At 71.3% G+C, this 13,314-nt stretch carries 12 protein-coding genes and 1 pseudogene; 10 read left to right on the top strand and 3 right to left on the bottom strand.

Features of this window, described 5'->3' with window-relative positions; translation table 11 throughout:
- Positions 1–76 precede the first annotated feature (76 nt).
- The 7 genes from RCO28_RS02180 to RCO28_RS02210 all read left to right on the top strand — a co-directional run bounded on the left by RCO28_RS02180 (position 77) and on the right by RCO28_RS02210 (position 7,469).
- Complete coding sequence (locus tag RCO28_RS02180; RefSeq protein ID WP_308939171.1) at positions 77–925, top strand: helix-turn-helix transcriptional regulator; 849 nt, start codon at positions 77–79, stop codon at positions 923–925.
- Entirely contained in the window at positions 885–1,094 is a 210-nt protein-coding gene (locus tag RCO28_RS02185; protein WP_308939172.1) for a DUF397 domain-containing protein, read from the top strand. Before RCO28_RS02180 ends, RCO28_RS02185 begins: the two co-directional genes overlap by 41 nt.
- 102 nt (positions 1,095–1,196) lie before the next feature.
- Entirely contained in the window at positions 1,197–1,412 is a 216-nt protein-coding gene (locus RCO28_RS02190; RefSeq protein WP_308939173.1) for a hypothetical protein, read from the top strand.
- A gap of 128 nt (positions 1,413–1,540) precedes the next feature.
- Positions 1,541–3,763, top strand: coding sequence for an acyl-CoA dehydrogenase (locus tag RCO28_RS02195; RefSeq protein ID WP_308939174.1), 2,223 nt, complete (start codon positions 1,541–1,543; stop codon positions 3,761–3,763).
- Between the two features lie 24 nt (positions 3,764–3,787).
- Positions 3,788–4,981 carry a lipid-transfer protein gene (locus RCO28_RS02200; protein ID WP_308939175.1) on the top strand — a complete coding sequence of 398 codons (1,194 nt, stop codon included), beginning with the start codon at positions 3,788–3,790 and terminating at the stop codon, positions 4,979–4,981.
- A gap of 51 nt (positions 4,982–5,032) precedes the next feature.
- Entirely contained in the window at positions 5,033–5,788 is a 756-nt protein-coding gene (locus tag RCO28_RS02205; RefSeq protein WP_308939176.1) for a DUF6333 family protein, read from the top strand.
- Positions 5,789–6,014: 226 nt separating this feature from the next.
- On the top strand, positions 6,015–7,469 hold the full coding sequence (locus tag RCO28_RS02210; protein WP_308939177.1) for an MFS transporter: 1,455 nt from the start codon (positions 6,015–6,017) through the stop codon (positions 7,467–7,469).
- A 3-nt stretch (positions 7,470–7,472) separates the two neighbouring features.
- Here RCO28_RS02210 and RCO28_RS02215 read toward each other — a convergent pair.
- A pseudogene (locus RCO28_RS02215) lies at positions 7,473–7,922 on the bottom strand (response regulator); the annotation flags it as partial.
- A gap of 276 nt (positions 7,923–8,198) precedes the next feature.
- On the opposite strand from RCO28_RS02215, the gene RCO28_RS02220 reads away from it, so the two are divergent.
- From RCO28_RS02220 to RCO28_RS02230, 3 genes are all read left to right on the top strand, one after another.
- On the top strand, positions 8,199–9,053 hold the full coding sequence (locus tag RCO28_RS02220; protein ID WP_308939178.1) for a MaoC/PaaZ C-terminal domain-containing protein: 855 nt from the start codon (positions 8,199–8,201) through the stop codon (positions 9,051–9,053).
- 126 nt (positions 9,054–9,179) lie between these two features.
- Entirely contained in the window at positions 9,180–10,265 is a 1,086-nt protein-coding gene (locus RCO28_RS02225) for a Zn-dependent alcohol dehydrogenase (protein ID WP_308939179.1), read from the top strand.
- A gap of 30 nt (positions 10,266–10,295) precedes the next feature.
- Positions 10,296–11,276, top strand: coding sequence for a 3-oxoacyl-ACP reductase (locus RCO28_RS02230; RefSeq protein ID WP_308939180.1), 981 nt, complete (start codon positions 10,296–10,298; stop codon positions 11,274–11,276).
- Between the two features lie 152 nt (positions 11,277–11,428).
- Here RCO28_RS02230 and RCO28_RS02235 read toward each other — a convergent pair whose 3' ends face one another.
- A complete protein-coding gene (locus tag RCO28_RS02235; protein WP_308939181.1) occupies positions 11,429–11,605 on the bottom strand; it encodes a hypothetical protein in 177 nt (58 codons plus the stop codon).
- Between the two features lie 178 nt (positions 11,606–11,783).
- The gene (locus tag RCO28_RS02240; protein ID WP_308939182.1) at positions 11,784–13,199 is read right to left on the bottom strand and encodes a hypothetical protein; all 1,416 of its coding nucleotides are present in this window, start codon (positions 13,197–13,199) and stop codon (positions 11,784–11,786) included.
- Between the last annotated feature and the right edge of the window lie 115 nt (positions 13,200–13,314).

The following is a 13,314-nucleotide window of genomic DNA, read 5'->3' on the forward strand; positions in this document are numbered from 1 at the left end:
GTGCGGTGCGCTGATTACGCTCGGCTACCAGCTGAACCGAACCTCGCACAGCGTGAACTTGGGGGTGGCCGTCCGCATGGCCAACATCCGCAACCTCGACCCCGGCGCCTCCCCGCTGGACTACTACGGCTCCGAACTCCGCCGCCTGAGAGAGGAAGCGGGCCTTAAACAGGGGGAGTTGGGCGGCATCGTCTTCTGTACGGGGTCCCTCATCGGCCAGATCGAGACCGCGCACAAGGTTCCTACGAGAGAGCTCTCCGAGCGGTTGGACGCGGCGCTGGGGACTGATGGGCACTTCGGCCGACTGGTCGGGCTTGTGCTGCGGAGTCAGTTGCCCAGTTGGTTCCAGGCGTACGCGGAGATGGAGGCGCGAGCCTCGTATATCTCCACGTACCAGGCTCAGTTGGTGTACGGGCTGTTGCAGACGGAGGGGTACGCGCGGGCCGTCCTCGGCGTACGGTCCGACGGTGACCTCGATGCCAACGTGGCGGCTCGGCTTGAACGCCAGCGCGTGCTGGAGCGGGAGGAGCCGCCGCTGGTCTGGGTCGTACTGAGCGAGGCCGTCCTGCGTCAGGAGATGGGTGGTCGGGACGTCATGCGAACCCAACTGGACCGCCTGTTGGATCTGCAGGGGCGGGATTGGGTGAAGATTCAGGTCCTGCCGTTCGAAGCGGGTGCTCACGTCGGACTGGATGGCACCTTCAACTTGCTGCGCTTCGACAATGATCCGGACGTCGTCTACACCGAGGACTTCGTGCAGGGGCACATGACGGCCAACCCGCAAGCCGTCAGGGAAGGTTCACTCCGTTACGATCATCTGCAGGCCGCTGCGCTCTCCGTGGAGGACTCGGCGGCCCTGATCGCCCGCGTAATGGAGGAGCGTTATGCATGCCAACCAGGAGCTGACGGGCGCGACGTGGCGTAAGTCCTCGTACAGCGGAACGACCGGCGGCGACTGCGTCGAGATCGCCGAACTCCCCACCCGCATCGCCGTCCGCGACTCCAAGAACCCCGACGGCGGCGCCTTCACCGTCAGTCCCGACGCCTTCGCCGCCTTCGTCGCGGATGCGAAGCGAGGTGCGGGAGTCCGGTGAACGGGCTGTGAAAGATGGGGAGTTGGGGGATTGCTGCGGTGTGCGGGCGTGATTGGGTCCAGTGGTACGACTTCCCACCAGACACGAAGGACACTCCTCACCATGAGCGACACCTCGCGCATCGAGACCGCTGAGATAGCCGACGCCGACCTCGACAGCATTGCTGGCGGCCTGTCCGTCGGTGGCAGCGTGGAGGGCCTGAAGGCCAACTTTGCCCAGGGCCCCAACGGTCTGCCCGTGCTGACCGACGGCTCCATCGACTCCGTCTCGGTCACCGTCAAGGACATCCCGCTGGGTCTGGGGTCGGCCACCGCCTGAGTCTCGCGCTTCGCGCGCATTCATCGGCCCCCCGAGCCAAGCGCGGCTCCGGGGGCCGATGTCGTTCCCGTGCCCCGAACGTGTTTCTGACCTTCCGTCAGAATGGAACGTGTTCTACTGTGCCCCGCATGGGCATCGGAAGCACGGGAAGTGCAGGAAGCATCGGAGTCAGCGAAGAACAGCGGGAGTTGGCCGAAGCGGTGCGCGGCTGGGTGGCCCGCTCCGTACCGCCCGAGGAGACGCGCAAACTGCTCGACGCCCCGAGCGGCACCGCCGGGCGGCCCGCCTACTGGGCCGGGCTCGCCGAGCAGGGGCTGCTCGCGCCGCATCTGCCCGAGGAGTACGGGGGAGGGGGCGGCGATCTCGTCGACCTCGCCGTCGTACTCGAAGAGGCGGCGAAGGCCGCGCTTCCCGGGCCGTACCTTGCCAACGCCCTGGCCCTCACCGCCCTGCATCGGGCCGCCGGACAGGGTGAGTTGGTACGGCAGCTCGCCGCCGGAGAGCGGATCGGTGCCGCCGCACTGGGTGCCGGAACGCTCACCGCCGTGGCCGAAGGCGACGGGTACGTGCTCGACGGCACCGCCCCGCCCGTGCTCTCCGGCGGCGAGGCCGACCTGCTGCTGCTCGCCGCCGAGTCCGCCACCGGCACCGTATGGATGGCGGTGGACGCGGCCGATGTCTCCGTGCGCGGGCACGAGAGCGCCGACCCGACCCGGCCCACCGCCCAAGTCGTCGCCACGCACACCCAGGTGCCCGCCACGCGTGTCCTGAACCGCCTCGACACCGCCCTCGTACGCGACCTCGCCGCCACCCTGTACGCCGCCGACGCCTGCGGAACCGCCGACCGGGCCCTGCGGATCGCCGCCGAACACGCCCAGGTGCGCGAGCAGTTCGGGCGGCCGATCGGGCAGTTCCAAGGGGTGAAGCACCTGTGTGCCGACATGCTCGTACGGGTCGAGCAGGCGCGTGCCCTCGCCTGGGACGCGGCCAGGGCGGCGGAAACCGACACCCCCGACGTACGCGGGCTCGTCGCGTCGCTCGCCGCCGCGACCGCCCTCGACGCCGCCCACTCCTGCGCCAAGGACTGCATCCAGATCCTCGGCGGCATCGGGTTCACCTGGGAGCACGATGCCCATCTGTTCCTCCGCCGGGCGCTCGTCGCGCGGCAGTTGCTCGGCGGCGGGGACACGCACCGCGCGCGTGCCGTGCGCCTCGCCGAGACCGGGGCCCGCAGGGAGCTGCGCCTGGATCTTCCCGCCGAGGCCGATGCGTATCGGCGTGACGCGCGCGAGACGGTCGAGGGGGCGCGCGGCCTCGACCCCGCCTCCGCCCGCCGCGCCCTCGCGCCCACCGGGTACGCCGCCCCGCACCTTCCGCCCCCGTACGGACTCGGGGCCGGACCCGTCCAACAGCTCGCTGTTCAGGAGGAGTTGAAGGCGGCCGGAGTGAAGGTGAGTGATCTGGGCATCGCCACCTGGGTCGTGCCGTCGCTCATCGCGTACGGGACCGAGGAACAGCAGGAGCGGCACCTCGCGCCGACCCTGCGCGGGGACGTGCTCTGGTGCCAGTTGTTCAGTGAGCCGGAGGCGGGCTCGGACCTGGCGGCCCTGCGCACCCGGGCCGAGCGGCTCGACGACGGGCGGTGGCGGGTCAACGGGCAGAAGGTGTGGACGAGCGCCGCGCAGTGGGCGGACTTCGGGATCCTGCTCGCCCGCACCGACCCGGACGCGCCCAAGCACAAGGGGCTCACTTATTTCCTTGTCGACATGAAGAACACGCCGGGCATCGATGTACGTCCCCTCAAGGAGATCACCGGCGACTCCCTCTTCAACGAGGTCTACTTCGATGACGTGGTGCTTCCCGCCGACGCCGTCGTGGGCGAGGTGAACGACGGCTGGCGGGTCGCCCGCAACACCCTCGGCAACGAACGCGTCCACATGGCCGACCAGTTGACGTTCGACACCGGCCTCGAAGCGCTCATCGCCCGCGCCGCCGACCTCGACGGCGCCTGCCGCGCCCGGATCGGCGCGCTGGCCGCCGAGGCGCACGCCCTGGCCTGTATCGGACTTCGTACGACCATGCGCCAGGTCGCCGGGGCCGAACCCGGGGCCGGGGCGTCCATCAGGAAACTCGTGCAGACCCCGCACCAGCAGAAGGTCGCCGAGCTGGCGCTCGAACTGCTCGGCCCGGCCGGGGCGGTGCGCGAGGGCGCGGGCGAGCGGGCCGTGCACGGGTTCCTGATGTCCCGCTGCCTGACCATCGCGGGCGGCACCACGCAGGTGCAGCTGAACGTCGTCGCGGAACGGCTCCTCGGGCTGCCCCGTGATCCCGAGCCGCGTCCCCTCATCTGACCGCACTTCCCGGAAGGCTCCGCTGTGAAGACGTACATCGTCGGTGTCGGCATGACCAAGTTCGAGAAGCCCGAGACGCGCGACTGGCAGTACTGGGACATGGCCAAGGAGGCCGGGACCAAGGCCCTTGAGGACGCCGGGATTTCGTACGGGAAGGTCGAGCAGGTGCCCGTCGGGTACTGCTTCCAGGCGTCGACGGCCGGACAGCGCGCCGCGTACGAACTCGGGCTGAGCGGTGTGCCGGTCTACAACGTCAACAACAACTGCGCGACCGCCTCGACCGCCCTGATGATGGCCCGGCAGTTCGTCGCGGGCGGGATGAACGACTGCGTGCTCGCGCTCGGCTTCGAGAAGATGGCGCGCGGGGCGCTCGGCGGTGGCTCGGATGGGGGCGACTTCAAGACGTCCCCAGTGGCCCGGCACTACGGGATCATGGCCGCCAAGCACGGCTTCGAGATGTCCCCGCCCACCGCCCAGATCTTCGGCGACGCGGCCCGCGAGCACATGGAGTTGTACGGGACCACGGAGGCGCAGCTCGCGGCGGTCGGCGCCAAGAACCACCGGCACTCGGCGCACAATCCGTACGCGCAGTTCCAGGACGTGTACACGGTCGAGGAGATCCTCGCCGCCAAGACCATCCACCGGCCGCTCACCAAACTGCAGTGCTCGCCCACGTCGGACGGCGCGGCGGCGGCCGTCGTGGTCTCCGAGCGGTTCGTCGAGCAGCACGGGCTCGGTGACCGCGCCGTGGAGATCGTCGCCCAGGCCATGACCACCGACACCGCGGCCTCCTTCGACTCCGGCTCGTGCATCGACGTCGTCGGCAAGCCCATGTCGAGGGCGGCGGCGGAGCAGGTGTACGAGGCGTCCGGGCTCGGCATCGACGACGTCGACGTGATCGAGCTGCACGACTGCTTCTCCATCAACGAACTCCTCACGTACGAGGCGCTCGGGCTGTGCGAGGACGGGGAGTCGGGGAAGCTGGTGGAGTCGGGGGCGACGACGTACGGGGGGAAGTGGGTCGTCAACCCGTCCGGGGGGTTGATCTCCAAGGGGCATCCCCTGGGGGCGACGGGGCTTGCGCAGGCCGCGGAGCTGACGTGGCAGTTGCGGGGGGCGGCGGGGTCCCGTCAGGTTCCCGATGCGCGGGTCGGGTTGGCGCACAACATCGGGTTGGGCGGGGCGGCCGTGGTGACGATGCTGCGGGGCTTCAACTAGGCGGAAAAGGCGGGCCGTTGATTGTCAGTGGTGCTCGTTAGGGTTTCGCTCATGACTGAGACCGCTGACACTTCTTCCTGGTACACGCCTGCTGACGCGGAGGTCGACTACGTCGGGGAGTACCGCCTGACCGTCGTACGCCATGCGGCAACCACCCCGGCCGCTTCCGCCGGGGCCGAGCTGTCCGCGCACGACCCCGTCGCGGCCCGCCGATTCGCCGAGTCCTTCGGCACCATAGAGACGGTCGTCGACGACCTGGGCACGGCCGCGGCGACCGAGGGCCTGTTCGCCGAGACCCGCGCGGACCTGGAGTTGGTGCGGGTCGGCTGCTGGGGCGACGTCATCGAGATCACCGACCCCGGCCTGGTCCACCGCGACGGCAGCCATCCGGTGGAAGCAGAGGCGGAAGCCCTGGCCGAGCGCTACCCCGACGCGGTCGTCATCGCGTGGTGCGTCATCGACTACAACATGCCGCTCGGCGCCTGGAAGATCATCCACCCGGACGGAACCCGGCTGTTCGCGGCCGACGGGGCCAAGGAGGGCGACTGGGAGCTCGATGGCTCTGTTGCCGCCGTGACCACCGCCTTCGGAATCACCGCGCAGGACATTGCCGACGCGGACCTCGAACTGGGCGAGGAGGGCATGGGTCCCAACTGGGACGGGCTCTGCACCCTCGCCCTGAGCAAGGTCAGCCCGCTGTACCGAGAGGGCGAGGAGGGCCGGGAGGGCCGGGAATTGTCCGTGTTCCGTGTCGCCCACACCGAGGACGCCATCGACGACATGGAGGAGATATGGCTCGGGAACTGACCGAAGGGCTCGGAGGGTGCCGGGGACCTGACGAGGCCTAGGCCCTGTCTTCAAACTCCCGCCTACCCCGAGACGCCCGGCACGCCGAGAGCACGCACCGAACGCCGCGGGGCCTCCCTCCGGGAGACGACGGGAGTTTGAAGACAGGCCCTAGTCCCCGCGACCGAGGTCGGGTCCGACCATGCCCCGATGCCACCGGGGTGCCCGCCCTGAGAGCATGGCCGTCATGGTCCAGAGCCCCACCGACATCCACATAGCCCAGCCCACCCGCAAGACCGCCCCCCTGTGGGCGGTCATGCTCGCCGCCTGCGCGGGCCAGTTCCTCGTCGTGCTCGACGTGTCCGTGGTCAACACCGCGCTGCCGTCGATGCGCGCCGACCTCGGGATGAGCGCGATCGGCCTGCAGTGGGTCGTCAACGCCTACTCGATCGCCTTCGCCGGGTTCATGCTGCTCGGCGGGCGGGCCGGGGACCTCTTCGGGCGGAAGCGGATGTTCCTCGTCGGGCTCGGACTCTTCACCGCCGCCTCGCTCGCCGGCGGCCTCGCGCAGGCCGACTGGCAGCTCCTCGCCGCCCGCGCCGTCCAGGGCCTGGGCGCGGCCGTCCTCGCCCCGTCGACCCTGACGATCCTCACGTCGGCGGTGCCCGAGGGGCCCGCGCGGGTGCGGGCGATCGGCACCTGGTCCGCGGTCGGGGCGGGCGGCGGCGCGGCCGGCGGGCTCGTCGGCGGAGTCCTCACCGACCTGCTGTCCTGGCGCTGGGTGCTCCTCATCAACGTGCCGATCGGCGCCCTCGTCATCGTCGCCGGTGCGGTCTGGCTCAGCGAAAGCCGCTCCGGCCAGGCCCGCCGCCTCGACCTGCCGGGCGCGGTCCTCGTCACGGCGGGCCTCGCCACCCTCGCGTACGGCATCGTCCAGACCGAGGTCGAGGGCTGGACGGCGCCCGCCACGCTCGCCCCGCTGGGCGCCGGGCTCGCGCTGCTCCTGCTGTTCCTGCTCGTGGAGGCGCGGACGCGGGTGCCGCTCATGCCGCTGAAGCTGTTCAAGGTGCGGTCGGTGTCGGCGGCCAACGCGTCGATGTTCATCTGCGGCGGCGCCATGTTCGCCATGTGGTTCTTCATGACGCTGTACGCGCAGAACGTCCTCGACTACTCGCCCCTGAAGGCCGGGCTCGCGCTCATCCCGTCCTCGCTCACCGTCGTCGTCGGCTCCAAGCTCGCCCCGCGACTGATGCCGCGGCTCGGCGCGCGGAACGTGTCGATGCTCGGCATCCTGATCGCCGCGGCCGGCTTCGGCTGGCAGTCGACGATGACCGCGGACGGCACGTACATCACGTCGATCATGCTGCCCGGCATCGTGATGATGCTCGGCGCGGGCCTCGCCTCCACGCCGCTCGCCTCCCTCGCCACGTCCGGCGCCGCCCCCGGCGACGCGGGTCTCGTCTCCGGCCTCATCAACACCTCCCGCACCATGGGCGGTTCGCTCGGCCTGAGCGTGCTCTCCACGGTCGCCGCCTCCCACGCGGCCGGCTCGGGCAGCCTGGCGCCGGTCAGCCCCGAGGCGCTGACGGAGGGGTACGCGGCGGCGTTCCGCACCAGTGCGTTCTTCCTGCTCGCCGGGGTCGTCGTGATGCTGCTCTGGATGCCGCGCGGGACGGCCGAGCGGCGCACCACCTCAGCCTGACGCGGGCTTCTCGCGGCGCGCGGCAGCGGCCAGGGCCGGGTCGACGACCGTCTCGCCGCGCAGCACCCGCCTGATCGCCTCCGCCAGCTCCCCGACCGGCCCGTCCTTCACGAGCACGCCCGCCACGCCCGCGTCGAGGGCGCGGCGCAGCAGACCGGGGCGCCCGTACGTCGTGAGGACGAGGACCGCGCAGTCCGGGCACTCCGCGCGCAGCCCCGCCGCCACGTCCAGGCCGTCGCGCCCCGGCAGTTCGACGTCGAGCAGCGCCACGTCCGGCCGTACGGTCAGGGCCTCGGCCACCACCCGGTCGCCCGCGCCGACCTGCGCGACCACTGCGAGGTCCGGCTCCATGCCGAGCAGCAGGGCCAGCGCGCCGCGGCTCATGCTCGGATCCTCGGCGAGCAGGACGCGCACGCTCTTGCTGGGGCGGCGGTCCGGAGGCATTTCATTCATACGCCCAGATTAGGGCGGTTTGTCGCAATGGGCGCTCTGTGGTTGCGGGCAGGCCCCGTTCATCTGACATTCCGTCAGTTGGGAGTCTTCACAAGCACGGAGGGCTGCGTTATACATGGTGACCATCGGCCTAGAACGCGTTCTAGAACCGCGGTTCGGGCCGGTCGAGAACGGCCTCGGTGCGGCCGACGGTGCGGACGGTCGCGCCGAGGTCTTCGCCCGTACGCACACACCCGTGGCGCACCCGCGACGCGAACGACAAGGAGCCGTGTCCCCATGCCCATTGATGCCGCCAAGGCCGTAGCCGCCGAGCCCCGCAGCACCGACATCGCCTGGGACCACAAGGACATCCAGCTCTACCACCTGGGCCTCGGCGCGGGCCGCCCCGCCACCGACCCCGACGAACTGCGCTACACCCTGGAGTCGAAGCTGCACGTGCTGCCCAGCTTCGCCACCGTCGCGGGCGGGGGCATGGCCGTGGCGGGCGGCCTGTCCGCGCCCGGCGTCGACGTGAACCTCGCCCACGTCCTGCACGGCGGCCAGACCGTCACCCTGCACCGCCCGATCCCCGTGTCCGGCAAGGCGGTTCAGACCTCGACGATCCCCGCGGTGTACGACAAGGGCAAGGCCGCCGTCATCGTGATGCGCTCCGACGTGGCCGACGCCGACGGCCCGCTGTGGACCTGCGACACCCAGATCTTCGTACGCGGCGAGGGCGGCTTCGGCGGCGACCGCGGACCCTCCGCCCGCCTCGAACTCCCGGGCCGCGCGCCCGACCGCGTCGAGGAGCGCACCATCCGCGAGGACCAGGCCCTCCTCTACCGCCTCTCCGGCGACTGGAACCCGCTGCACGCCGACCCGGAGTTCGCGAAGCTCGCCGGGTTCGACCAGCCGATCCTGCACGGGCTCTGCACGTACGGCATGACCCTCAAGGCCGTCGTCGACACGGTGCTCGGCGGGGATGTCTCGCGGGTGCGCTCGTACACGACGCGGTTCGCCGGGGTCGTGTTCCCGGGGGAGACGCTGCGGCTGCGGATGTGGGAGGACGCGGGCCGTGTGCAGGTGGCGGTGAGCGCGGTGGAGCGGGACGACGCCCCGGTGCTCGCCGACACGGTGGTCGAGCACAACTGACGTACGAGCCCACCTGACGTACGAGCCCACCTGAGGTACGAGCCAACCTGACGTACGAGCCCACCTGACGTACGAGCCCAACTGACGTACCAGCAAGCCCAGTCGGCGTACGAGAGGAGCCGCGCCATGCGCGCAGCCGTGCTGCACGAGATAGGCCAGGAGAAGCTGGAGGTCCTCGACGACGTCGAGGCGGTGGGCTTCGGGCCCGGCAAGGTGAGGATCAGGGTGCGGGCCACCGGCCTGTGCCACTCGGACCTCTCCGCGATGAGCGGCGTGCTGCCGCAGCCCGGACCGTTCGTGCCCGGACACGAGGGCGCAGGCGAGATCCTCGACGTCGGCGACGGCGTCACGCACGTCAAGACCGGCGACCGCGTCCTGGTGTGCTGGCTGCCCGCCTGCGGTGCGTGTCCCGCGTGCAGGCGCGGCCAGACCCACCTGTGCCTCGCCGGGTTCATGAACGCCGGCACGCCCAACTTCAAGCGCCCCGCGGGGAGCCCGGCCGACGTCTTCGGCTTCGCCGGGACCGGCACGTTCGCCGAAGAGGTCGTCGTGGACGCCAAGTGCGCCGTGCCGATCCCGGACGACGTGCCCTTCGACATCGCCGCCCTCATCGGCTGCGGCGTCACCACCGGGCTCGGCGCCGCCGTCAACACCGCGGACGTGGCGGCCGGTTCGTCGGTCGCCGTGATCGGCTGTGGCGGCGTCGGCATCTCCGCGATCCAGGGCGCGCGGCTCAAGGGCGCCGCGCAGATCGTCGCCGTCGACCCGGTGGAGTCGCGGCGCGAGGCGGCGCTCAGGTTCGGCGCCACGGAGGCGGTCGCCCCGGACGCCCTTGACGACGCCAGCCAGCGCATCACCGCGGGCGAGGGTTTCGACTACGTCTTCGAGGTCGTCGGCAAGTCCGCCACCGCCCGCACCGCGTACGAGAGGACCCGGCGCGGCGGCACGCTCTGCGTGGTCGGCGCGGGCGCCCTCGACGACTTCCTGCAGGTCAATATGTTCGAGCTGTTCTTCGACGAGAAGAGGATCCTGCCGTCCATGTACGGCGGTGGCGACGTCCTCACCTCGTACCAGCGGGCCATCGCACTCTGGCGGGCCGGGCGGATCGACCTGGAGGGCCTGATCACGCACCGCGTGCCGCTCGCCTCGATCAACGACGCGCTCGACCAGATGCGCAGCGGTGAGTCCCTGCGTACCTGCATCGAGATCTGACCCCAACTCAGCACAGGCGAAGGGACATTGATGTCACAGCCACTTGCCGGTCTGTCGGCGATCGTCACCGGCGCGGGCCGCGGGCTCGGCCGGGCGGAGGCCCTGGAGCTGGCCCGGCTCGGCGCGAGCGTCGTCGTCAACGACTTGGGGCAGCCGGGGCAGTGGGGGTCCCCCCTGCTCGAGCGCAGCCGAGAGCTTGGGGGAGGTTCGGGGGAGGCCTCGGCCGCGCCCGCGGAGGAGGTCGCCGCCGAGATCCGCGCCGCGGGCGGGCAGGCGGTCGCGCACCTCGGCGACGTCGCGGACCATCAGCAGGCCCGTGCGCTCGTGCAGTTGGCGGTCGACACGTACGGAAAGCTCGACATCCTCGTCAACAACGCGGGCATCCTGCGCGACCGGATGATCTTCTCCATGGGCGAGGACGAGTGGGACTCGGTCATCCGCGTCCACCTCAAGGGGCACTTCAACACCACCCACTTCGCCTCGGTGCACTGGCGCGCCCGTTCCAAGGAGGCGGGCGGCCCGGTCTACGGCCGGATCGTCAACACCTCCTCCGAGGCCTTCCTCGCGGGCTCGGCCGGTCAGCCCAACTACGCGGCGGCCAAGGGCGGAATCGTCGGCCTCACCACGTCCTCGGCGCTCGCGCTCGGCAAGTACGGCGTGACGGCCAACGCGATCTGCCCCCGCGCCCGCACCCGCATGACCGAGGACGTCTTCGCCGGGTTCAACGAGCCCTCCGGCGGCGAACTCGACCCGCTGGCCCCGGAGCATGTCGCTCCGCTGGTCGGGTACTTGGCGGGGCCTGCGGCTGGGAAGGTCAACGGGCAGCTGCTCGTCGTGCACGGCGGCATGGTCGCCGTCGTCGAACGCCCGCGCGTGGCGGCGAAGTTCGACACGGCGAAGGAGGTCTTCTCGTACGAGGAGCTGGATGAGGTGCTGTCCCCGTACTACGCGGACCGGCCGTCCGGCGAGACGTTCGCGGCTTCGGAGGTGCTCGCTCTCAAACGGGGGTGATTTTTTCCCCTACCCGCCCCAAAAGGAGCCCCTCCGGCGATTGAGGAGCGGGGTCTGGGGCGGAGCCCCAGTTCGGGAAGGTGCGGGGAGGGGAAAAGAACGCGCCCCCCGAGGCCCGCGCGGGCTTCGAGGGGCGCGTCGTAAGAGACTGCTCACGCCGCTTGCGAGCGGCGTTCGTCGGACGGTTTGCGGTGTCGGCCGCGCGGCGCCGGAGTGTTCTCCGGAACGTCCTGTACGGAGACCGGGCCCCGGTGCCTGCCGTGCCCGCGCTGCTCGCGCGCGGCGTCCGAAGCCTGCGGCTCCGTGGGCACGTTGCTGTTCTCGGTCATGGGAAAAACGTCACCCCGTAAGAAGATCGTCAAAGGACAGCCGGGCGAGTCTAACTGTCCTGTACGCGGCAATCACGCCGGGTGAGTAACGGCTTGTGGCACGCCTTCGTAACAGTTCGGAAGCCGTGCCCGGCACGCCGTGCGAACCCTTTGCGTTCCGGCTTTTCGGCGGTGCCGTTCACGCCTCCACGTGCTGGATGCGCCGCGCCATCCGCCGCATCAGCAGGGCCTGTTGGAGGGGCGCCTGCTGCAACGGGACCGGGCGGGGAGCGGGCGCGGGCTCGGGCGCGGGAGCCGGTTCGGGCGGGGCCGGGGGCGGCGCCATGACCCGGGCCACGCCACAGGGCACGGCCTCCGTCGCGTACGGGAGCCGGAGTTCACCGTCGGCCGTCCACAACCCGGCGCCGGTCAGCCAGCCCTGGGGCGCGGCCAAGTGCTGGACTCGGCGCTCGACGGGCCGCCAGAGCCCGATCCACGTACCCGCCGCACCGTCGATCCGCAGCGCCACGGCACAGTGCTCGGGCATCAGGGCCTGCCCCGGCTGGATCGCGAACGGCGTCACCGCGCAGTCCGGCAGCCGCAGGCACTCCGGGAACCGGACCGGCAGCGTCGAGCCGAGCACGCCCCAGCCGAGCCGGTCGTGGCCGGGGGCGTCGGAGCGGACCAGGATCAGCCCGCTGGCCGCGTCGGCGAGCAGCAGCCGGTCGTTGCTCTCCTCGGTGATCTGCAGCAGCGGCGTCACCTCGCCGCCACGCTCCAGGTCCACGGCGACCGTCTTCGTCCGGCCGTCGAGCTCCTGGTCGAGGGCGAGCATCCGGCCGGTGCGGTCCAGCCACACCCCGCCCGCGCACCGCCCCGGCACCTCGGCGACCAGCTCGGGCCCGAAGGCGCCGCCCGCGACCAGCCAGACCGCGGTGGCCTGCGGTCCGACGGCCAGGGCGTACGCGCGGGATCCGCTCGGCGAGGGCGGCAGGAGCCTCAACTGCGCGGATTCCAGGGCGCCCAGGACGTGTTCGCCGGTTCCGGGTCCCGTCGGGTAGAGCAGCGAGAACGACTGCCGCTCCCCGGCGGTGCGGTGCACGAGGACCCGGCCGTCCGCCATCGGCAGCACTTCGGTGCCGTACTCCTCCGGCTGGTCGAGGGGGAGCGGGACGGCGTAGGGCTCGGGGCCGTCGAGGGTCCAGCGCTCGGGGCACCAGACGGCGCCGCTGTCGCCGTGCGGGGCGAGGCGGGCGGCGTACGCACCGGTCGCGCTGATGGTGCAGGAGGGCGTGGCCGGGGGGTGCGGGGGGCGGGGCGGGGGGTCCTGGGGCGAGGGGGTTTGCAGGACCGTTTCGGCAGGGGCTTCGGCCGCTGATGCGTCGGCGTCGGCATCGGCGTTGGCGTCGGCTTCCGCCGCGGCTGCCGCGCTGGTGTCGTCCTCGTCCGCCGGGTCCTGTGAGGCGGTGCTCTGCGTGGGCTCCTCCGTGAACGGAATCCCCGTGACCGGGTCCTCGGTGCTGGCGCTGGTCTCGTCGTGCTCGCCGTTCTCGCCGCTGCCGCCGGGGGCTTGCGCGCCGGTCGCGGTCTTCGTGGCACAGGCCGTCGTGGTCATGAGCTGTCACCTCCGGCCCAGAAAGCTAGTTTTCGTACGCGCTGCCGTGGCACGAGCAGCCCACCGCTTCACACCAAAGGGTGGCCATGTCCTGATTCGCCTGAGAAAGCCGAGG

Source organism: Streptomyces sp. LHD-70, from assembly GCF_031157275.1.
Classification (GTDB): Bacteria; Actinomycetota; Actinomycetes; order Streptomycetales; family Streptomycetaceae; genus Streptomyces.

Coding starts and splice junctions, on each gene's coding strand:
- RCO28_RS02180 (WP_308939171.1), top strand. CDS start 77: ATGGCCAACATCCGCAACCTCGACCCCGGCGCCTCCCCGCTGGACTAC.
- RCO28_RS02185 (WP_308939172.1), top strand. CDS start 885: ATGCATGCCAACCAGGAGCTGACGGGCGCGACGTGGCGTAAGTCCTCG.
- RCO28_RS02190 (WP_308939173.1), top strand. CDS start 1,197: ATGAGCGACACCTCGCGCATCGAGACCGCTGAGATAGCCGACGCCGAC.
- RCO28_RS02195 (WP_308939174.1), top strand. CDS start 1,541: ATGGGCATCGGAAGCACGGGAAGTGCAGGAAGCATCGGAGTCAGCGAA.
- RCO28_RS02205 (WP_308939176.1), top strand. CDS start 5,033: ATGACTGAGACCGCTGACACTTCTTCCTGGTACACGCCTGCTGACGCG.
- RCO28_RS02210 (WP_308939177.1), top strand. CDS start 6,015: ATGGTCCAGAGCCCCACCGACATCCACATAGCCCAGCCCACCCGCAAG.
- RCO28_RS02220 (WP_308939178.1), top strand. CDS start 8,199: ATGCCCATTGATGCCGCCAAGGCCGTAGCCGCCGAGCCCCGCAGCACC.
- RCO28_RS02225 (WP_308939179.1), top strand. CDS start 9,180: ATGCGCGCAGCCGTGCTGCACGAGATAGGCCAGGAGAAGCTGGAGGTC.
- RCO28_RS02230 (WP_308939180.1), top strand. CDS start 10,296: ATGTCACAGCCACTTGCCGGTCTGTCGGCGATCGTCACCGGCGCGGGC.
- RCO28_RS02235 (WP_308939181.1), bottom strand. CDS start 11,605: ATGACCGAGAACAGCAACGTGCCCACGGAGCCGCAGGCTTCGGACGCC.
- RCO28_RS02240 (WP_308939182.1), bottom strand. CDS start 13,199: ATGACCACGACGGCCTGTGCCACGAAGACCGCGACCGGCGCGCAAGCC.